Below are 20,348 nucleotides of genomic sequence, written 5' to 3'. Positions count from 1 at the left end.
ATATGTAAATTATTGATCAGTTATCAGTTCTTCTCCGCAGCCACAGCCGCCTCACTCATCAGCTCCTCATACACCTTCTTATGCAGCTTCAGGTCGGAATCCGCAGAGTGATAGGTCGGTACGATCGCAGCTACAATGTCTCGGATCTTTTCGCTGTTGGCGTAGCCGTATGCTGCCAGGACTTCCAGCTGTTTGAAGAATTCCTGTACGTCCATTTCGATGGGTTTGCCGATGTGGATGAGGTCGTTTGGAGTTTTCTCCATGCCTTCCTCGGCCATCAGCTTTTCTTCGTAGAGCTTTTCGCCTGGGCGGAGACCGGTGTAGGTGACTTTGATGTCTACATCCGGTGTGTAGCCGGAAAGCTTGATCAGGTTTCGGGCAAGGGTGTCGATCTTTACCGGGGCGCCCATGTCCAGGACGAAGATCTCGCCGCCTTTGGCGTAGGTTCCTGCCTGGAGGACAAGGCTTACGGCCTCCGGGATAGTCATAAAGTAACGGATGATGTCCGGATGTGTGACAGTGACAGGACCGCCTTTTTCAATCTGGCGCTTGAACAGCGGGATTACGCTTCCGTTGCTGCCGAGAACGTTTCCGAATCGTACAGCTACGAATTCTGTGCCGGTTCCTGCTTTTGATGCAGGGTTCTCACTTACATATGCCTGGCCTTCGTTGTCGTGAAGTGCATCCAGGGTATCCTTTCTGTGTCCGCCAAGTCGTGGCAGCCAGTCGGTGTGTCCGTTGTGGCTGACCATGTTCATGCTCTGGACTACCATTTCGCAGAGTCGTTTGCTGGCGCCCATGATGTTGGTCGGGTTTACGGCCTTGTCGGTACTGATCAGCACAAATCGCTGACAGCCGTTCATCATTGCCGCATACGCAGTCTTATAGGTTCCTACCACATTGTTCTTGATCGCCTCACAGGGGCTGTTCTCCATCAGCGGCACGTGCTTATGTGCGGCTGCATGATATACGATCTCCGGCTTGTAGGTTTCAAATACCCAGTTGATCCTTTTGCTGTCACGGACGGAGCCGATCAGTACCTTCAGGTTCAGGTTCGGATAACTGGCCTTCAACTCCTGTTCAATGTCGTAAGCATTATTTTCATAAATATCAAAGATCACCAGAAGCTCCGGCTCATGACCTGCGATCTGACGGCAGAGCTCGCTTCCGATGGAGCCGCCGCCTCCTGTTACCAGGATCCTTTTACCCTTCAGATACTGAAAGATTTCTGACATGTTGACTTTGATGGTGTCTCGTCCGAGAAGATCCTCCACTGCTACTTTTTTCATCTTGCTCAGGGATACTTCTCCGTTTACAAGCTGATATACACCCGGAAGCTGCTTCAGCTCGCACCCGGTTTCCTTGCAGATGTTCAGGATATCCCGCTTCTGATGCGGTGTTGCAGTCGGAATCGCAAGAAGGATCTGATTGATATGATACTTATCCACATTGAGAAAAATATCGTCTCTTCCGCCTACCACCGGAACTCCTTCCATGTATCTTCCCCATTTATTCGGATTATCATCGATCAGGCAGCGTACTCTGGAATTGGTTTCCTTTGCATTCTGAAGCTCCCGGACAATTGTTCTTCCCGCTTCTCCTGCACCGATGATCATCACGTTTTTGCTCCGCTCTTCACGCTCGCTCTTTTCTCTGCGGTTCCGCTCAAGAAGTACAAAACGATAGGAGAAACGTACGCCTACAGTCAGGAAAAACTGCAGCATGATACCGATCAGATAATAGGAGGCCGGCATCCGTCCCCAGAAGATCGTGATACCCGCAATATGCAGAACGCCTGTGATCACAGTTGCTACCGTGATCTTGATCAGCTCATGGAAGCTTGCGAAACGCCATACACTGTTATACAGATGCATGCATCCGAACACTGCCAGGATGATAATGGTATAGATCGGTGCAAAACTCCTCCATGCAGCAAAATAATCTGTGGGGATCGAGGAATACCGAAAATCGAATCTCACCAGCAGTGCCATAAAATAAGAAAAATTAACAGCTATTATGTCATAGATGATCAGATATATCGCAATTACTTTCCAATGTTCTAACTTCTTCATACTTCCTCCGGTCTGTCTTACTGTTTCTGCATAATCCCTGATGTATTCTTCCTGCTTTTTATCTTCTGTCTGCTTTTCTCTGGGACTTTGTTTTGCCAGTGCCAGAAGCAGGACCAAGAACGCGAGAAGTACTACGATCAGCATGATCAATAAAATCTGCATTTTTAACTTCCTCTTTTATATTTATAACTTATCTAATTTATTTTTATCCCCGGACTGCATCTCCGCAGTCCGGGGCATTATATTCAATCTCAATATGTATTGATCATTTCGCGCCGCTTCCGCGGAAAACGACCATAACTGTCTTAACCAGGATCTCAATGTCCAGCTTCAGACACCATTCGGCAATGTACTTCGTATCAAGCTCTACGACTTCCTCGAAATCTGTGATATCACTTCGGCCGCTTACCTGCCACATACCGGTAAGTCCCGGCTTGATGGCCAGACGTTTGCGATGGTGAAGCTCATACTTCTCCCACTCATCCATTGTCGGCGGTCTGGTTCCTACAAGGCTCATATCTCCTTTCAGAATATTCCAGAACTGCGGAAATTCATCCAGGGATGTCTTTCGGATAAAATGTCCTACACCTTTGATGATTCGTGGATCATCATCCATTTTGAACATCATTCCGTCTTTTACGTTATTCTGTTTCATCAGTTCTTTTTTGCGTTCTTCTGCATCCATATACATGGAGCGGAATTTATAGATCTTGAACGGACGACCGTTCTTTCCCATGCGGACCTGTGAAAAAAATGCAGGACCCGGAGATTTGATCTTGATGGCCGGAATCAGAAAGATCGCTGCGATTCCTGTAAAAAGACAGCCTACCAAACCGCCTGCGATATCCATGGCTCTCTTAACAAACATCTGGCGCGGCGTTACAATGTGGATACTGCTGGAAAGCACGGTATATCCACCAAGCTCCTCCACCACCTGGTTCTTGCCAAGGGATTTCATGGTTGCCAGTCTCATATGGATGACAACTCCCATTGCAGAGCAATCCTTAATCATCTGCTCCGGGATTGGAATTTGCTTAGGTACTGCAAAAAATACTTCGTCGATCCAGTTCTTATGGATATAGGAGATCATATCCTCCTTCCCGGCTACTACCGGTACTCCACAGACGGATGCTCCCTTCCTGTCACAATCCATAAAAACAATTCCTGCCAGATGATAGGTTCCGTAATTATTCTTGCGGATGGTTTCCACCACATTGTCTGCATCTTCACTGACTGTAACGATCAGCAGGGATCGTTTCTCGCTTTCTTCGTATCTGCGATCCTTCAGGAATTTCTTCAGTGCCTGTCTGCCGCAATAGCTGAAGCAGGTATAAAGCACATAGGTGATCAGCAGGATCATTCTGGAATAATTGTTTCCAATTCTTAAAAGAAACATATATGCCAGAACCAGAAGGCAGACCAGTGTACACTGTTCAAAGGTTTTCTTCAGTTCCACCAGCATTCCTCTTCGCAGAACTCCGCTGAAGCTCTCATTAAAAAATGTGACCATCAGCTGGATAAGAAACATCACCACTGCCACATTTCGGTACAGCTCTGTCTCGTATGGCTGATCGATCCCGTTTCGGATCCAGTATGCAAGTACAAACGCAAGCTGCAGACACAGCATATCGCAGATCGCAAAATCCGCATGTTTTACCCAGCTACTGTTTTCTTTTTGATACATATCCTTTTATACGCCTTCCCTCGCTTACAGTATGTTATACTGTGTTTATTTTACCCCCCCCCGGTATTTTGAAGACCACGGAGGGGTATCATGCACTATTTTACAACAACAGTCAGTACGGCTCCGTTGGAGCTGTTTCCACTGTTGTCGACTACATAATATGTAAGCTCGTAAGTTCCCGGTGCGGCTGTATTTACATCACCGGTGATCTGGATTTTTTTGAAAAGATCACTGGTTGATTCTGTATCATCCTGGATATCCTTTACATAGCTTAATTTATCCAACGTAGTTCCTACCGGTACCTCTACGTAATAGGTAGTCAGATACATCTTTGGATCCTGCGGAGAGAGCTGCTCGATCTTGTCTTCCTGTGTCTTCTGCGCCTGTTCCTCCGGGGTCAGTTCTCCTTCTGTGGAATCTCCGCTTTCAGCATCTGTGCTGTCTGCTTCTGCCCCATCCGGCATATCTGTCTCTTCTGCCGGCTCTGTGATGTCTGCGGAATCTCCGTCCTCTGGGAGTCCATCATTATCGATCAGTCCCAGCTGCGGATTTTCGGCGCTGCCGTCCTGAGCCTCCATGGTAAATTCTTTTTTTGTTACATTGTTGTTTTTGTCTTTTGCAACAAAGATAACGGAAACCTGTTTTCCGTCGTTCTTCGGATATATGGTTTCTACGGTAAGAGAATCTGTAACATCTCCGTCCCTGTCATCCTGTGCCTTTACACCATTCAGAAGATCTTCTTCTGTCATATCGGATGTATAATTTGTATCTTTTCCCTCTTCAAATGTGATCTTCGGTCCTTCATTATCCTCAGAGCTCTTCATGTATACTACACCGGCTCCCATACCAAGGCAGATGACCACTAATAAAAACACAAAAAATTTCTTCATATTTTTGCTGCTCCCGGCCTTTCCCAACACTTTGATCCGTTGTTGTTATTTTTATGCGTGACGTTTCTTTTTCCTTTTGGATTTCTTGCCCATTTTGGAAGAGTACGGAATCGTACCAAGTACACTTAATCCAAGATATTTCTCTACGTCTTCCGGTGTCTTTACGGTATCGTTTGTCAGATATACGATGATCACAACGGCTGCTGCCAGAAGGATACCCAGAAGTCCGCCGATCACACCGTTTTTCGGTACGCTTGGGCTTGACGGCTCATCCGGAATGTTTGCTGTCTCTACCACATTTACTGCCTTGATATCCATAACCTGCTGGATATGCTTGGAAGCAATATCTCTTACTGCATTTGCGATCTCTGCCGCTGTATAAGGATCGGTATCTGTAACTGTGATGGATACTACTCGTGTATCGGTTGGTGTATCTACGGAAAGCTTCTTAAGGAGCTTCTCATGTGTCATATCCAGGTTCAGCTGTGCGATCACACCCTCGGTAACTGTACGGCTCTTGATCAGCTCCGCATAGTCCTTTGTCAGTGATGTACTCGTCTGGATATCCTGATTGGTCAGTGTGTTGCCGTCCTGCTTGGACAGTACCACGATCTTGGTTGTGGATTCATACTTCGGTGTGATCAGAAGCATGGTTCCCATAACAGCTGCCAGGCAGAAAACAATACCGGATAAAATGATAACACCCAGCTTGCTCAGTAACAGGTGAAATACCTCACCAAGATCGATCTCTACTTCGTCGTTGTTGTTAACAGTCTGATTTTCCATTTCTTTTCTCCATTACCCTGTGATTTTCCGGGGATTTTTGATAAAGATCTTCTTTACATATTCGCTCCCCATTGTTTTTTCCATTTTGGCGACACATTTGCCGATCTCCGGGATACGCTCCGTCTTACGGTGTCCGTCGGAACCGACAAAATCCAGAAGCCCATGCTTCATGACTTTCCGTGCGAAGGTTTTTGCCCCGAATCCGTCCTGACCGCTGATGGTATCTGCGTTGACCTGGATATGTGCTCCCATATCCTTCAGCTCTGTCAGGAATCCGATATCGTTCCGGGTGGCCTTATAACGTTCCACATGAGCGATGATCGGGATAAAACCATTCATCAGAAGACTTCTGACCCGTTCTTCAATATAATTTTTCTCATCTCCGTTGCTGAATTCCACAAGCACATATCTGGAACCTGCAAGGGTAAGCCGCCGTCCCTTCTTAAGGCATTCCACCATATCCATACTGGAATGGAGTTCACAGCCCAGATAAAGCCTCATGCCTTCATCGCCAATATTCATGGCTGCTCTACGCAGCTGCATAAACTGTCTTGTCACAATGTTCATATGCGGCTCAAACATATCATACCGGAAATGTGGTGTCAGGATCACATGACGTACGCCCTCCTGATACTCCTTATTGAGCATCCAGAGTGATTCTTCCATGTTTCTTGCACCGTCATCCACCCCGGGGAGGATATGACAATGAATATCATAAAGTCCCTTCATTAAAATAACCCACTCATTTCTGTTGTCAATGTCTTTTTATTTACTGCTGCTCTCACCATAATCTCCGTAAGAACCATACTTGCCGTACTTGCCGTATTTACCATACTTGCCATAGTGACCATAATTGCCGGCCTTGCTGTAGTCCACCTTGTTCAGGATGGTTCCCAGGATCGGACAGTTGCTCTTGGCAAGCTGATCTCTTACTTCCTGTACAAAACGATAGCTGATGGTACCGGATTCAACGACGATTACAGATCCGTCACAGGAATCTGCTATGATAGCACTGTCGATGATCAGTCCAAGCGGCGGTGTATCTACAATAACATAATCATAAACATCTCTTACCACACGGATCATATCCTTGAAAAGTCTGTTTCCGAGAAGCTCTGCCGGGTTCGGAGGTACGATACCGGAGAAGATAATATGGAACTTCGGAAGTGTAGTGGCACAGATCACGTCGGAAAGCTTGGCCTGCTTGGAAAGATAATGGGCAAGTCCCATAACCTCCTGGTCTACTGTCACACGTCCCATCAAAACGGATTTACGCAGATCGGCATCGATCAGAAGCACAGATTTGCCGCTCTCAGCAAGAGAGGCAGCAAGATTAAATGCCACACTGCTCTTTCCCTCATTAGGAGTACAGCTGGTAAGTGCGATCACTTTCTTATCTGCTCCGCAGAACTGGATATTTGTTCGCAGAGCTTTATAAGCCTCATCCATCTGGTGATCAGACTTCCAGTTGCTCAGTTTAACTTTAATCATAATTCCTTTTCACCTTTACCTTTATGTTCTATCTGATGACAGTCTTGCCCCTTGGGCATGTCTACAGATTATTATACAATCTCATTTCTTAATACGCAAGTTCTTTATTCGACAGAAAAGCCGTTAAATATGTACAATTTGCCTAATTTTTATTTCCCCGCTCAGAAACAGGATAGATTATTTTTATTCCCTGTGTTAAAATAAACCCACGGCAATGAGTGCAGCGGTTACAGGAGGAGCCTTATTTTTTGCCAACCGTGATTGGCTGCCATAAGGAGGATATAAACATATGACAAAACAGGAATTTCAGAAACTGACCGAAAATCATGTCCTGCTGCTGGATGGTGCTACCGGCTCCAACCTGATGAAGGCCGGCATGCCACGTGGTGTCTGCACAGAGAGCTGGGTGCTTGAGCACAAGGATGTGATCCAGTCTCTGCAGAAGGCATATATCGAGGCGGGAAGCCATATCATCTATGCGCCTACCTTCGGCGGAAACCGTATTAACCTCACTATGCACGGGCTGGAGGATCAGATCGAACAGATCAATCATACCCTGGCCGGCTATTCAAAGGAGATCGCACCGGAGGGTGTTTTAGTAGCAGGTGATATCACCACCACCGGCAAGATGATGGCACCGGCCGGTGACATGACTTACGAAAAAGCCTTCGAAGTCTATCAGGAACAGATCGGCTATCTCCGTGACGCAGGTGTGGACCTGATCGTAGCGGAAACCATGATCAACATCGAGGAGACACTGGCTGCTGTAGACGCCTGCCAGAGTGTCTGCGAGCTTCCTATCATCTGTACCGTGACTGTAGAAGCAGATGGAAGTATCTTCAGCGGCGGAAATGCCATAGAGGCTGCCATGTCCCTGGAAGCTGCAGGTGCAGACGCTGTCGGCATCAACTGCTCGGTTGGCCCGGATCAGCTGGTATCGGTTATCCGCAATATCAAAGAGAACGTTTCCATTCCGGTCATCGCCAAACCCAATGCTGGAATGCCCCAGATCGATGATCTTGGAAATGCAGTTTACAGCATGACGCCTGCGGATTTTGCAGGTTATATGAAGGTGCTTGTGGACAACGGTGCTTCCGTGATCGGCGGATGCTGTGGTACCACACCGGAGTTTATTTCGGAAACCGCCCAGGTGCTTGGACTTCGATAACTTTAACCGGAACAGATATTTTTCCACGCACTGCTTCAATTGAGAACAACAATAAGCCGTGAGTGGAAGATTCCGTCAAAAAAATCCTGAGGATCCTATGTGAGATATCAACAGATATCAACATAGAAATTCCCAGGATTTTTGTTTTTTCGGATATTATTTCTCTTTTACTGCTTCCGCCGGCCGGTTTGCCTCATCCGCATAAGAGCTGCGGATCGCTTTTCGCACAGGAAGTACACAGGCAGGAACAACGGAAAGGCCGTCCACTCCCATCTGGATAAAAGCTTCTGTAAGATTGGAATCTGCTGCCAGCTCTCCACATATGTAAACTTCACATCCTGATTTATGTCCTGCCTCTGTTACCATGCGGATCATCTTTACAAGTGCCGGATGATGATCGTTGTATTTATCCTTCAAAAGAAGATTCTGCCTGTCCATGGCCAGAGTATACTGGGTCAGGTCATTGGTTCCAAGGCTCAGAAAATCCACACGTTTTCCAAGTTCTTCACTGATCATGACCGCTGCCGGTGTCTCGATCATAATTCCGGTACGGATGTTTTTGTAAGGAATGTTCTTCTCATCCAGACCCTTTTTTACCTCCCGGATCAGCTTCTCGATCTCATCCAGCTCATCCTCGGACGTGATCATCGGATACATCAGGTTGATATTTCCATAGGCACTTGCACGGTAAATAGCCCGAAGCTGCGCTTTGAACATTTTTTTGCGATCAAGGCAGAGGCGGATGCCACGGTTTCCCATCATAGGATTGACCTCATCAGGAATTGCCATATATTCTGCCTGACGGTCTGCCCCCAGGTCCACGGTACGTATCACTGCCGGACGTTCATCCATACCCTCGGCTATTTTTTTATAGGCACGGAACAGCTCATTCTCTCTTGGATAATTCTCTCTTCCGAGATACTGGAATTCACTTCGGAGAAGGCCGATACCTGCCGCTCCGTAATAAAGAACCGTATTCAGATCGTCCAGATTTCCGATGTTTGCCAGAAGCTTGATCTCCTTGCCATCGGCTGTGATATCCTTCTGGTTCCGAAGTCTCAAAAGTTCTTCCCGTTCTTCCTTATCTGCTGCATGACGGATCTCATATTCCTTAAGAAGCTCCGGCTCCGGATCGATATACAGTGTTCCTGTATACCCATCTACAATAGCCATATGGCCATCCCATTCTTTCTCTATCTCCACCTCGACCAGGGTGGGGACTTCCATGGATTTTGTCATGATCGATACATGGGAAATAACAGACCCCTGATGCATGACTACCGCCAGAAGACTGGATTTGTTCATCTCCAGAAGTTCATTGGGGGAAAGCTGCTCTGCTGCAAGGATCACCGGCTCATCTCCCAGATTGATCCGTGCATGGGAGCCACCCATGGCGCCGATCAGCAGTTCGGAGATCTCCCTGATATTTTCGATCTGTTCTTTGACAGCCTCGTCCTCCAGTTTGCGGAACACATTGGCAAGCTCATCCCTGGTTGTCTGGACTGCGTAAGCTGCACTGACCTTTTCTGTCGTGATCATGCTTTCCACGGCCCGCTGGAAGCTGCCGCCACTTAAGAGCTTCAGCTGCCGTTTCAATGTCAGCTCCTGCTCTTTTGGGAGGGGTGCTCCGTTTTTATACATATGCTGGATCTGGTTCTTTACCGCTGTTCTTGCATTATCCAGACGATCCAGTTCCTTTTTTACATTGTCTACCATGGACTGACGGATCTGATATTCGCCTCTGTGGTAATACAGTATTTTTCCAATGGCTATTCCGGAAAAAGCGGATGTACCTTTGTATATCTCCAACTAAAAAACCCCCTTACTGGTCCGTCTGCTCAATCGCAGGCAGCTTTAAACTCTGTCCAGATCTTATTGTATTCCTGCTCTGCTTCCTGGCTTACATTCTGTACGATCTCACCCTTTGTCACACTGTCCGGAACAACCAGGCTCTCGTCTACCAGATCATCTGCTGCCTTGTTTGTATTGTAGTATCCGATATAGTTGATGCACTGTGCAGATACTTCCGGCTCCAGGATATAATTGATAAATTCATTGGCAGCCTTCGCATTCGGTGCTTCACTCGGCACAAACATTCCCATAATACCAAATCCAAGACCTTCCTCCGGATAAACCACCTTAAGATCCGGATTATCCTTCAGTGCCTGTGTTACCTGTGATGTATAAAGAAATGCCACACTTGCCTCTCCGTTGAGAAGTGCATTCTGTGTATTGTCATCCTGGATCATGCGAATGTTCGGTGCCAGCTCTTTCAGCTTCTCACCGGTCTTGTCGATCACGGCTACATCTTCTTCGTTCATGCTCTCTCCCATGGAAAGCTGTGTGATGCCACAGATCACGCGGTAATTACCTACGATGGCAATACTATCCTCCAGAGACTTATCCCAGAGATCCTTGTATCCTTTAATGTCGATATCTACCTGCTCCGGATCATATACGATCAGTGGGATTCCTGCTCCGTAAGGTACTGTATATTCATCATCCGGATCATAAAACTGTCCCTGGTAAAGGGGGTTGATGTTCTTAAAATTGGAAACGGTATCCTTGTCGATCTTCTGGACAAGTCCCTCTTTTACCGCGCTGTCGATAATATAATCATCTGCAATTACCACATCGTAATCGCCGCCCTTTGCCTGAGAAAGCTTCTCAAGCATGGTCTCATCGGTATCAAAGTTGGAATATACCACCTTAGTCCCTGTTTCTTTTTCAAAATCATCCAGCACTTCCTGTGGAAACATTCCGTCCCATGTATAAAGTACCAGTTCATCCTTATCCTTTGCGCTGACGCTGACACCTGTTGCCACAGATGTTCCAAGTACCACACATAACATGATCGCTGCTGCTTTTTTTAATTTCATAGAACCTCCTTCATGTCTCTCTCTGACGTCTTGTTATTTTGCTTTTACCTTTGTCCAAAGCTCTGCGAATTTCTGCTTGATCTTTGGCTTCTGGTATCCGAAGATCTCATTCTTTGGATTGTCGATCTGCGGAATATAGGAAGAAATTCCCTCATAAGTTCCGTTCTTCATCTCCTCGAATGCACTCTTTACAGTAGAAGTATATCCTACTTCTTCGGTATTGGAAAGAGCATTTTCATCATCCAGCATAAAATTGATGAACTCATGAGCCAGATCTACTTCATTGCAGTCCTTGGTGATGACCATGGCATCATACCAGGTATTGGTTCCCTGCTGCGGAGTATAATAGCCAAGCTCCGGATTTTCGCTGATAATATAGGAAGCATCTCCGGAATAAACAACCGCCATTGCCTTGTTTCCTGAGATCATGTTGTCGATCACATCATCACCTGCATAGATCGGATCCATGGTATCTCTCTGCCGGATCAGCCACTCATAAGCCTGCTGGATCTCATCAGGATTCTTTGTGTTCATGGAATACCCCAGCGCTTTCAGGGCGATCATAAAGGAATCCCTTTCGGAATCATACATATAAAGATCTCCCTTATATTTTTCATCGCAGAGAATATTCCAGCCCTCTTTGTCAAGATCCTCCTGAGAGACTACATTCTTATTATAAAGGATTCCTACAGTTCCCCAGAAATACGGACAGGAATAACGATTTCCCGGATCATAGTCCTTATTCTGAACCTCGGGAAGAAGATTTTTGCTGTTAGGGATCTTCTTCCAGTCAAGTGCCTGAAGATATTCCTCCTTGATCAGTCTTTCGATCATATAATCTGACGGAACCAGAACATCGTAGGTTTCGCCACTGGCCAGCTTGGTGTACATCATCTCATTGGACTCGAAGGTTTCATATACAACGGTACAGTTATACTGCTTCTCAAATTTGTCCAGAAGACTCAGGTCCATATATTCTCCGGCATTATATACACGAAGCACATGGCTTCCCTGACTTACGATCGTCCACTTTCCCAATACCAGAACAACAGCAGCAGCTGTGACAAACGCAACGATCCTTCTTTTTTTCGGATCCATTTTTTTCACGGTGGAAGCCTGTAGCTTCGGCATGATCAGATTTGCAAAAAGAAGCACCAGTACAATGACCACGATCACAATGGTAGAAAGAGCGTTGATGGTGGGATTGATACGCTTTGTCATATTATATACAACAATGGAAATATTCTTTACTCCGTTTCCGGAAACAAAGTAGGAAATTACAAAATCGTCAAAGGACATAGTAAATGCCAGGAGCGCTCCCGCAAAAATCCCTTCTTTGATCATAGGCACAATAACCTTGGTAAGTGCCTGATATGGCGTTGCGCCAAGATCCATGGCTGCATTGGCAAGGTTCGGATCCAGGCTTCGTACCTTCGGATATACGCTGGTGATCACATAGGGCGTACAGAATGCGATATGTGCCAGCAGCATGGTCAGATAGCCTTTCGTCATTCCCAGCGAGGAAAACAGCAGCATCAGACCAATCGCGGTTACAATCTCCGGGTTCAGGATCGGAAAGTTATTGATGGTAAGGACCATCTCCTTCAGCACCTTTCTGGATTTTGAAAGTCCGATGGCTGTGATGGTTCCCAGCACTGTGGAAATAACGGTTGCCAGAATTGCCACTGTGACCGAAACATAAACCGCCTTACTGATCTCCATGTTGTTTATCAGCTCCCCGTACCAGCGCAGGGAAAATCCTGTAAATCTGGTCAGGGACTTGGATGAGTTAAAGGAAAAGATCATGGTCACAAGGATCGGAAGGTAAAAAAATGCCAGACACAGCACTACGTATAATTTTGAAAATATGGTATTTTTTCTTTTCATCTCCTGCCTCCTTTAATCGTCCTGGGTGTCCATCTTCTTCATCAAACTCATAAAGATCAGGATGATCACTGCCAGTATCAGAGAGATGGCACTTCCGAAGTTCCAGTCGCCTACAGAAATAAACTGTGACTCGATGAGATTACCGATCAGCATGTACTGACCGCCGCCGAGTAGCTTCGGAATAACGAAGGTTGATATGGACAGAAGGAATACCATCATGATACCATTGACCACACCCGGCATGGAAAGCTTCCAGGTGATCCTCCAGAAGGTCTGGAAGGGATTGGCACCAAGGTCGTTGGCCGCTTCGATCAGTGACTTGTCCATTTTACTTAAGGATGTATGGATTGGAATGATCATAAACGGCATAAAGTTACAGACAAGGCCCACGATAACGGAAAAATCTGTATACATCATGGTGATTGGTGAGATTCCCAGCATTTTCAGAAGGTTGTTCACCAGACCATTGTCAGAAAGAATGTTCATCCATGCATAGGTACGGAGAAGCATGTTGATCCACATGGGAATGGTGACCATAAGGATCAGAAAGCTCTGCACCTTTTCGGAATATTTGGAGATAATGTACGCCAACGGATACCCGCAGACCAGGCAGATCAGTGTGGTCAGGATACCCAGGCGGAAGGATTTCAGGATAACACTTAAATATGTAGCTTCCAGAAATTTTGCAAAATTCGCCCATGTAAAATGCAGGGTCAGAACTTCATTTCCATCTGAGGTAAATGCATAAAGCACGATCAGGATCAATGGTACCACGATCAGGATCGAAGCCCAGATGATATACGGCTTGATCAGATGCTTGAACTGTTTCATTAGTATCCTCCCATTCTACACATAACATGGATATCCTCAGGACCAAACTTCAGTCCCACTTCACGTCCCACTTCTGCATAATCGGTAGTGTGAACCATGTATGTGCGAAGCTCCGTCTCGATCAGGATCTCATAGTGCACGCCCTTGAACGTAATGTTCCGTACAGTTCCTCTGATCTTGGCCTGATCCGGTTCCACAATATCCAGATCCTCCGGGCGGAGAACAACCTCAATGGCTTCGTTGTCCTCAAATCCTTTATCCACACATTCAAACCGGAAACCATCAAATTCCACCAGGAAATCTTTGATCATAGTTCCTTCTATAATATTGGACTCTCCGATAAATCCTGCCACAAAACGGTTCTCCGGCTCATTGTAGATATCTGTCGGGCTTCCGATCTGCTGAATTTCACCATTGTTCATAACAACTACCGTATCAGACATGGAAAGTGCCTCTTCCTGGTCATGGGTAACATAGATAAATGTGATTCCTACTTCTCTCTGGATTTTTTTCAGCTCGATCTGCATCTGCTTACGGATCTTGGCGTCCAGAGCACCAAGCGGCTCATCCAGCAGAAGGACTTTCGGTTCATTGACAAGAGCTCTGGCAATGGCAACTCGCTGCTGCTGTCCACCGGAAAGAAGGGTGACATCTCTTTTTTCGAAGCCTTCCAGCCCTACCATCTTCAGCATTCTTTTTACCTTCTGCTCAATAACAGATTTATCTACCTTTTTCAGGTTCAGGCCGAAACCGATATTATCCATAACATTGAGATGCGGAAACAATGCATATTTCTGGAATACCGTGTTGATCTCTCTTTTATATGGAGGCAGCTTGGAGATCTCAATACCGTTAAACAGCACCTCTCCGCCGCTTGGCTCCTCAAAGCCGGCGATGATCCTTAAGGTTGTTGTTTTTCCACAGCCGCTGGGGCCCAGAAGCGTAAGGAATTCGTTTTCGTGGATGTCCAGATTAATACCCCGGAGCACCTGCTGGTCATCAAAGTTTTTTGTGAGATTTTTTAACTCGATCAGTTTATTGCTCATCTTTTATATTCCCTTTCCCGCGTTTTCCTGCGATCAGATGTACTGCCAGTACCAGAAGGATCACTCCCAGCATTATGGTGCAAAGTGCATTGATCTCCGGCGTAACGCCTGTTTTCATCTGTGTGTAAACTTTTATCGGCAGCGTGGATACACGCGGCCCGGTTACAAAAATGCTGATCACCACATCATCCATGGACATGGCAAAGGCCAGCAGAGAGCCGGATATAACAGCCGGCATGATCAGTGGCAGGGTAATATCCCAAAATGCCCGGAAGGAACCGGCGCCAAGATCTCTGGCTGCCTCTTCCAGGGACGGATCCATTCCCACAAGTCTTGCCTTTACCTCCATCAAAATATAGGGCACGCAGAAAACCGTGTGTCCGATCAGAAGTGTCAGCATTCCAAATGGCAGGTTCAGCATATAGAAAAATGCCATCAGTACCATTCCCAGAATGATCTCCGGGATCATCAGAGGCAGAATGGAAATATACTCCATCACTCCTTTTGTTTTCCAGTGTATCCTGGAAAGTCCTACAGCCCCCAATGTTCCGATCACCGCAGATACCCCACAGCTGGACACCGCCAGGATCAGACTGTTTTTCAATGCCTGGATCAGATCCCTGTCCTGAAACAGTTCCTGATACCATTTCAGAGAAAAGCCGGTAAAGCGCACCGGAAGTCTTGCTTCATTAAACGAAAATACCACTACCACACCAATGGGCAGATACATAAGGAAAAACAGGATTCCCAGGTACAGTCCTGAAAGCTTTGAGTTCTTTTTCATCCGATTCCCTCCAGTTCCTTCACATTGGTAAGTTTCCGATATAATACGATCATCAGAGTTGTCAGTATCATCAGTACCACAGCCAGTGCTGCGGCAAAGGGCCAGTTATTGCCTCTTGTCATCTGCTCCTGGATCAGGCTTCCCACAAGTACGATCTTGTTTCCGCCCAGGATATCCGCAATAAAAAACAAACCCATAGACGGAATAAATGTTAGTATCACTCCGGAAAGAAGTCCCGGCAAAGTCAGCTTAAAGGTGACGCTCCAGAAGGCCTTCCATCTGCTGGCTCCGAGATCTCTGGCCGCTTCCACAAGGGACCAGTCCAGCTTTTCCGCACTGGAATATACGGACAGTGCCATAAATGGCAGCAATACATAGATCATACCGATCACGATCGCAGGATAGCTGTACAGGATTTTTAAGGGCTCCTGAATGATGCCAAGCTTCATCAGCAGATAATTCAGAAGCCCCTTTTTCTGGAGAATAATGATCCATCCATAAAGACGGATCAGGGAATTCACCCAGAAAGGCAGCATCAGGAAAAGCATTGCCATCTTCTTTTTGCCCTCGGAAAGCTTTGCCATAAAGTATCCGAAGGGGTAGCCCACCAGACAGATGATCAAAGTGCTGGTGAGCGCAAGACGAAAAGATCCCGTAAAGGTCTGCAGGTATACAGGCTCCAGGATCTGCTTGTAATTATCCAGAGTAAATTTCCAGTTCACGCCGTAGCCGCCGTCTGCTGTGGAAAAGCTCAGTGCGACCACATACAGAAGGGGCAGTGCAACAAAGATCAGCGTGAAGAGATACAGCGGCAGGATCATCCATACGGAGCCTGCTCTATGCTTACGCATTGGTTCCTCCTGCACTGATATCTGACCGTTCCGGCAATACTTCTTCTGATCTTTCTTCCCGATCTACCAGCACTGCATCTGTGGGAAGAAAACAGCAGTGCACCTTTTCTCCTACACTGACATTTGTGTCAATGCCGTAACGGCTTGCCACGATTTCCTGCCCTTCCGAAGTTTTCAAAACAACACGGAGCTGGCCGCCGGCGAAGGTTTTTTCAATGACTTCGGCGGTTAAGCCATCGCAACTGTCATCTGTGTTTTTTTCTGCGGGTTCATGTACACTCTTTTGTGTGTTTTCTGACGTGCAATTCGGCGTGCTTTGTTGTGCATTTTTTTTATTTTCTTCAAACCGGATATTTTCGCTTCTTACTGCGATGGTGACCTTTTCTCCTTTTTGCGGAAAAAATCCTCTGTCAGATCTGGCTGCGGTGTTCATTGATACTTTTACTTTTCCGGCATCAGTTCTTACGGTGATCTGAGCGGAAGTACCGTCAGACTCCTCTTCCGCAATACTTTCCACAATACCGGTCAGTATATTGGCATTTCCAACAAAGGTTGCCACATAGCTGGTCTTCGGATGATTATATATCTCATCCGGCGTCCCGATCTGCTCAAAGCGTCCGTGGTTCATCACAGCGATCGTATCAGACATGTTGATAGCTTCTTCCTGATCGTGGGTGATATAGATAAAAGTGATCCCCAGCTTCTTCTGCAGGCGCTTCAGCTCTTGCTGCATAGCACGCCTCAGCTGCAGATCCAGCGCACCAAGGGGTTCGTCCAGAAGAAGTACCTCCGGATTGTTCACAAGTGCTCTGGCTATGGCCACACGCTGGCGCTGACCGCCGGAAAGCTCTGACGGCTTACGCCTCTCAAAGCCCGGAAGCTGAACAAGCTCCAGCATTTCTTTGACTCTTCTGCTGATCTCTGCTTTCGGTGTTTTTTTCAGTTTCAGCCCATATCCAATGTTATCTGCTACATTCATATGGGGAAAAAGTGCATAATTCTGGAACACTGTGTTTACATTGCGCTGATTCGGTTCCAGAGATGTCACATCCTTTCCATCCAGAAAAACCTGTCCGGAATCCGGCTGTTCCAGACCTGCAATGATCCGCAGTGTGGTGGTTTTTCCACAGCCGGAAGACCCCAGCAGGGTGACAAATTCTCCTTTTTTTGCTGTAAGACAGATGCTTTCCAGGATGTCCTCACCTTCCTGGAAGCTCTTTTTTATATTTTTCAGTTCTAATGAAATTTCGGACATTTAGTTCTCCTTCTGTTTGCTACGATATCCGCCCCCTGCATGGGCTTCTCTGATATAAGATTGCTTATTGCACTCTCGCAAGGGCGTTCCTGGTTCAGGATTGCTTATTGTACCACGCATGGGATTCTCTGATTCAGGATTGCTTATTATACTCCGCATGGGATTTCCTGATTCAGGATTGCTTATTATACTCCGCATGGGATTTCCTGATTCAGGATTGCTTATTATACTCCGCACGGGCTTTCCTGATTCAGGGTTGCTTATTATACTCCGCATGGGATTTCCTGATTCAGGATTACTATAGGTTAACTACTCATTTTCATGAAAATTATCTCGTATATACTGACAATAAGTTTCTTTGTTAAATACAGGTTTAAATTCCTGACAGATTTTTTTTGCTTCTTTTGCCTGGTCACAGAGAAGACGATACGTAGTCAGTGCCAGAAGCTTGGCTGGTTTAATATAAGCCAGTTCTTCATCCATGATCTTAAAATCTGCTCCGTGGAGTTTTCCCGCAAATCCTCCGAATGTAAAATTCAGCACCGGAAACAGATGGGTCAGGTCTCCTACGTCGGTACAGGCGTTGTTAAAATCTGCCGGCTTTGAACACCGGTATGAAGCATCCAGAAGCTTTACGGATTCTTCCATCACTTTATCCGCACCTCTGTGCAGGATCGGCATATATCCCTGAAGCGGTTCTCTTTCGATCGTACCACCGAATGCATAGGCAGCTCCGTCATAGGCACGGTCCATTTTTTCCTGTGTTGCCCTGATCGCATCCAGAGACGCTGCACGGACTTTTGTTTCGATCACCGCTTCGTCCGGAACTGCATTGATCACATCTCCGGCTTTCCGGATCACGTTGTGAAGACGCACATGGTCTTCCTCCCGGAACGTTTCACGCATCAGTCCCATCATCTGGATGGCACTGGAAGTAATACTTAATGCATTGACGCCATCCCATGGATCAATGGCTGCATGTGCGGCTTTTCCTCTTACTGTCACTCGTTCTGCGGAAAATCCATTGCAAGCCGCATTCCCCAGGTAGAAATCTTCCTCCACCTGCATCATGTGCACGTGGGTTGTCAGAATAATGTCAGAATGGTCAAATTCTCCAAGACGGATCAGTTCGCTTTTTCCGGATGCAGGAAAACCGATTCCCTCTTTACGAAGCCGTGCACGTTTATCTGCATCGATGTATTCCTCCGCCGGAACGGCAAAAAAAGATACGGACCCAGACAGAGAGGCTTGAACCTCCTCATTGGTCAGTGCCAATGCTGCGCCGATCATGGCTGCAATCTGTGCGTGGTGTCCGCATGCATGTGCTGTCCCGTTAACGGGATCAGCCATCGGATGCGACTTACATCCGATGGCGTCAAGTTCTCCGATAATAGTAACGTTCGGTCCGTCCTGTTCCATCCACTCAGCGCGAACCCCTGTGCGTGCAAGTCCCCCATGTACACGGAGTCCAAGGCCACGCAAAAAAGCCGCTACGTGTGCGGCTGTTCTCTCCTCATAAAACCCTGGCTCCGGATGACTCTGAATATCCTTCGCAAGGGCTATGATTTCTTCTCTATGTTCATCTATAGTCTGAATGATTTTTTCTTCAATATGATTCATGTTTCGTAACCTCCATTTTCCGCAGGTTAAGCTATATGATATCATAAAACAGTTGGTTTGAAAATAGATATTTTTTGGAGATATTTCGCTACTCCGTCGTTTTCATTGGAACCGATGATCCCGGTTGCCACAGCTTTCAGTTCACTCACTGCATTTTCCACTGCATAGGCTTCATCCGCTATTTCAAACATATCAATATCATTTTTTCCATCACCAAAAACAACTAATCTGTCACATTCCAGTTTTTGTTTTAGCTGCAAAGCAGCCTGCGCTTTGGATGCTTTTTGCGGCATGATCTCCAGCCACTGCTCTCCTGTGTAGATGTCCTTCTGATAAACAACATGATATTTATTTTTATATTTATGATAAAATGGTTCAAGCTTCTCCGGCTTATCAATGCAGGTAATATAAAAAAGATCTCCATACATCAGTTCAGATTCTGTAGTTACAATATTCGTACGTTTGTCGCCCTTCCGGCTGTTTAAAAATGCCTGCATTCCACTTGTTGCCTTTGCCGCTATATAAGAAAACTTTTCAATATTATTCTGATATGAATATATGATCGGATATATTTCATGCGCAAAAAAATCCCTCAATACCTCATATATATCCTCTGCAAAATAATTGGCAATAAGGATTTCCTCTGTTATATTATCTTTCACAAATGCACCATTGTATATAATAAGAGGGAAATGTGTGTTAAGGCCTTCTGTTACTTTTTTTGCCGTATTTAAGGAACGAGCTGTTGCATAGGAAAATAACATGCCTGAAGAAGTTAAAGCATTGATTATTTTTATTGTATATGAAGATAAAGTTTCATTTTTTCTCAAAAGAGTTCCGTCAAGATCTGATACGTATAGTATTTTCATAAATAAATCCTTTCGTTTTGCTATGAACTGAATAGGGAAACTTTTTTCAGTTGACAGGAAAATTGATGATAAAGTATTTCTTTATTATAGCACAAAAAAAGTGGCTTAAATGGCCACTTTTTTACGATTGTATATTCAAAACTACATACATGTTCTGTTGATGATCGTTAATCTTTTTTGAATCAATTCTTAACCTGCGTTTCTTGGTCAAGCCCTCACCCGATTAGTAACAGTC

General features: G+C 45.9%; 17 protein-coding genes. 1 reads left to right on the top strand and 16 read right to left on the bottom strand.

Features of this window, described 5'->3' with window-relative positions:
* Window positions 1-23: 23 nt before the first annotated feature.
* From DWX61_RS11085 to DWX61_RS11060, 6 genes are all read right to left on the bottom strand, one after another.
* Window positions 24-2,234, bottom strand: a complete 2,211-nt coding sequence (locus tag DWX61_RS11085) for a polysaccharide biosynthesis protein (RefSeq protein WP_353652873.1) — start codon at window positions 2,232-2,234, stop codon at window positions 24-26.
* A gap of 103 nt (window positions 2,235-2,337) precedes the next feature.
* Complete coding sequence (locus DWX61_RS11080; RefSeq protein ID WP_118514958.1) at window positions 2,338-3,756, bottom strand: sugar transferase; 1,419 nt, start codon at window positions 3,754-3,756, stop codon at window positions 2,338-2,340.
* Between the two features lie 95 nt (window positions 3,757-3,851).
* Complete coding sequence (locus DWX61_RS11075; protein WP_118514960.1) at window positions 3,852-4,646, bottom strand: immunoglobulin-like domain-containing protein; 795 nt, start codon at window positions 4,644-4,646, stop codon at window positions 3,852-3,854.
* Window positions 4,647-4,697: 51 nt separating this feature from the next.
* Window positions 4,698-5,432, bottom strand: a complete 735-nt coding sequence (locus DWX61_RS11070; RefSeq protein WP_118514962.1) for a YveK family protein — start codon at window positions 5,430-5,432, stop codon at window positions 4,698-4,700.
* 12 nt (window positions 5,433-5,444) lie between these two features.
* Window positions 5,445-6,161: a CpsB/CapC family capsule biosynthesis tyrosine phosphatase gene (locus tag DWX61_RS11065; RefSeq protein ID WP_015525687.1), complete on the bottom strand. Its 717-nt coding sequence runs from the start codon at window positions 6,159-6,161 to the stop codon at window positions 5,445-5,447.
* 36 nt (window positions 6,162-6,197) lie between these two features.
* Window positions 6,198-6,923, bottom strand: coding sequence for a polysaccharide biosynthesis tyrosine autokinase (locus DWX61_RS11060; protein ID WP_015525686.1), 726 nt, complete (start codon window positions 6,921-6,923; stop codon window positions 6,198-6,200).
* Between the two features lie 289 nt (window positions 6,924-7,212).
* Here DWX61_RS11060 and DWX61_RS11055 point away from each other — a divergent pair, with 289 nt between their 5' ends.
* The gene (locus DWX61_RS11055) at window positions 7,213-8,091 is read left to right on the top strand and encodes a homocysteine S-methyltransferase family protein (RefSeq protein WP_118514964.1); all 879 of its coding nucleotides are present in this window, start codon (window positions 7,213-7,215) and stop codon (window positions 8,089-8,091) included.
* Window positions 8,092-8,247: 156 nt separating this feature from the next.
* Here the strand turns inward: DWX61_RS11055 and ptsP are convergent, their stop codons facing one another.
* The 10 genes from ptsP to DWX61_RS11005 all read right to left on the bottom strand — a co-directional run bounded on the left by ptsP (window position 8,248) and on the right by DWX61_RS11005 (window position 20,113).
* A complete protein-coding gene (ptsP, locus tag DWX61_RS11050; protein ID WP_118514966.1) occupies window positions 8,248-9,900 on the bottom strand; it encodes a phosphoenolpyruvate--protein phosphotransferase in 1,653 nt (550 codons plus the stop codon).
* 29 nt (window positions 9,901-9,929) lie between these two features.
* Window positions 9,930-10,970 carry a polyamine ABC transporter substrate-binding protein gene (locus tag DWX61_RS11045; RefSeq protein ID WP_118625329.1) on the bottom strand — a complete coding sequence of 347 codons (1,041 nt, stop codon included), beginning with the start codon at window positions 10,968-10,970 and terminating at the stop codon, window positions 9,930-9,932.
* A 33-nt stretch (window positions 10,971-11,003) separates the two neighbouring features.
* Entirely contained in the window at window positions 11,004-12,857 is a 1,854-nt protein-coding gene (locus DWX61_RS11040; protein ID WP_118625327.1) for an extracellular solute-binding protein, read from the bottom strand.
* Between the two features lie 12 nt (window positions 12,858-12,869).
* Window positions 12,870-13,688: an ABC transporter permease gene (locus DWX61_RS11035; RefSeq protein WP_015525682.1), complete on the bottom strand. Its 819-nt coding sequence runs from the start codon at window positions 13,686-13,688 to the stop codon at window positions 12,870-12,872.
* Window positions 13,688-14,734: a spermidine/putrescine ABC transporter ATP-binding protein gene (potA, locus tag DWX61_RS11030; RefSeq protein ID WP_118514974.1), complete on the bottom strand. Its 1,047-nt coding sequence runs from the start codon at window positions 14,732-14,734 to the stop codon at window positions 13,688-13,690. The genes DWX61_RS11035 and potA overlap by 1 nt, the downstream gene beginning before the upstream one ends.
* Entirely contained in the window at window positions 14,724-15,518 is a 795-nt protein-coding gene (locus DWX61_RS11025; protein ID WP_118625325.1) for an ABC transporter permease, read from the bottom strand. The genes potA and DWX61_RS11025 overlap by 11 nt, the downstream gene beginning before the upstream one ends.
* On the bottom strand, window positions 15,515-16,369 hold the full coding sequence (locus DWX61_RS11020) for an ABC transporter permease (protein WP_118514976.1): 855 nt from the start codon (window positions 16,367-16,369) through the stop codon (window positions 15,515-15,517). Before DWX61_RS11020 ends, DWX61_RS11025 begins: the two co-directional genes overlap by 4 nt.
* Complete coding sequence (locus DWX61_RS11015; RefSeq protein ID WP_118514978.1) at window positions 16,362-17,624, bottom strand: ABC transporter ATP-binding protein; 1,263 nt, start codon at window positions 17,622-17,624, stop codon at window positions 16,362-16,364. Before DWX61_RS11015 ends, DWX61_RS11020 begins: the two co-directional genes overlap by 8 nt.
* 309 nt (window positions 17,625-17,933) lie before the next feature.
* Window positions 17,934-19,244, bottom strand: coding sequence for an amidohydrolase (locus tag DWX61_RS11010; RefSeq protein WP_118625323.1), 1,311 nt, complete (start codon window positions 19,242-19,244; stop codon window positions 17,934-17,936).
* Between the two features lie 41 nt (window positions 19,245-19,285).
* Entirely contained in the window at window positions 19,286-20,113 is an 828-nt protein-coding gene (locus tag DWX61_RS11005; RefSeq protein ID WP_118625321.1) for an HAD family hydrolase, read from the bottom strand.
* Window positions 20,114-20,348: the final 235 nt, after the last annotated feature.

The organism is Ruminococcus sp. AF20-12LB, from assembly GCF_003478985.1.
In the GTDB taxonomy this organism is placed as follows: Bacteria; Bacillota; Clostridia; order Lachnospirales; family Lachnospiraceae; genus Blautia_A.
Note: the sequence above shows the minus strand (reverse complement) of the source record. Positions and strands in the feature narration are given on the sequence as shown.

Bases quoted from the DNA above. Each gene is read 5' to 3' on its own strand.
- DWX61_RS11045 (WP_118625329.1), bottom strand. From the start codon at position 10,970: ATGAAATTAAAAAAAGCAGCAGCGATCATGTTATGTGTGGTACTTGGA.
- DWX61_RS11060 (WP_015525686.1), bottom strand. From the start codon at position 6,923: ATGATTAAAGTTAAACTGAGCAACTGGAAGTCTGATCACCAGATGGAT.
- DWX61_RS11015 (WP_118514978.1), bottom strand. From the start codon at position 17,624: ATGTCCGAAATTTCATTAGAACTGAAAAATATAAAAAAGAGCTTCCAG.
- DWX61_RS11075 (WP_118514960.1), bottom strand. From the start codon at position 4,646: ATGAAGAAATTTTTTGTGTTTTTATTAGTGGTCATCTGCCTTGGTATG.
- DWX61_RS11035 (WP_015525682.1), bottom strand. From the start codon at position 13,688: ATGAAACAGTTCAAGCATCTGATCAAGCCGTATATCATCTGGGCTTCG.
- DWX61_RS11080 (WP_118514958.1), bottom strand. From the start codon at position 3,756: ATGTATCAAAAAGAAAACAGTAGCTGGGTAAAACATGCGGATTTTGCG.
- DWX61_RS11055 (WP_118514964.1), top strand. From the start codon at position 7,213: ATGACAAAACAGGAATTTCAGAAACTGACCGAAAATCATGTCCTGCTG.
- DWX61_RS11040 (WP_118625327.1), bottom strand. From the start codon at position 12,857: ATGAAAAGAAAAAATACCATATTTTCAAAATTATACGTAGTGCTGTGT.
- DWX61_RS11005 (WP_118625321.1), bottom strand. From the start codon at position 20,113: ATGAAAATACTATACGTATCAGATCTTGACGGAACTCTTTTGAGAAAA.
- DWX61_RS11070 (WP_118514962.1), bottom strand. From the start codon at position 5,432: ATGGAAAATCAGACTGTTAACAACAACGACGAAGTAGAGATCGATCTT.
- DWX61_RS11065 (WP_015525687.1), bottom strand. From the start codon at position 6,161: ATGAAGGGACTTTATGATATTCATTGTCATATCCTCCCCGGGGTGGAT.
- DWX61_RS11025 (WP_118625325.1), bottom strand. From the start codon at position 15,518: ATGAAAAAGAACTCAAAGCTTTCAGGACTGTACCTGGGAATCCTGTTT.
- potA (WP_118514974.1), bottom strand. From the start codon at position 14,734: ATGAGCAATAAACTGATCGAGTTAAAAAATCTCACAAAAAACTTTGAT.
- DWX61_RS11020 (WP_118514976.1), bottom strand. From the start codon at position 16,369: ATGCGTAAGCATAGAGCAGGCTCCGTATGGATGATCCTGCCGCTGTAT.
- DWX61_RS11010 (WP_118625323.1), bottom strand. From the start codon at position 19,244: ATGAATCATATTGAAGAAAAAATCATTCAGACTATAGATGAACATAGA.
- DWX61_RS11085 (WP_353652873.1), bottom strand. From the start codon at position 2,234: ATGCAGATTTTATTGATCATGCTGATCGTAGTACTTCTCGCGTTCTTG.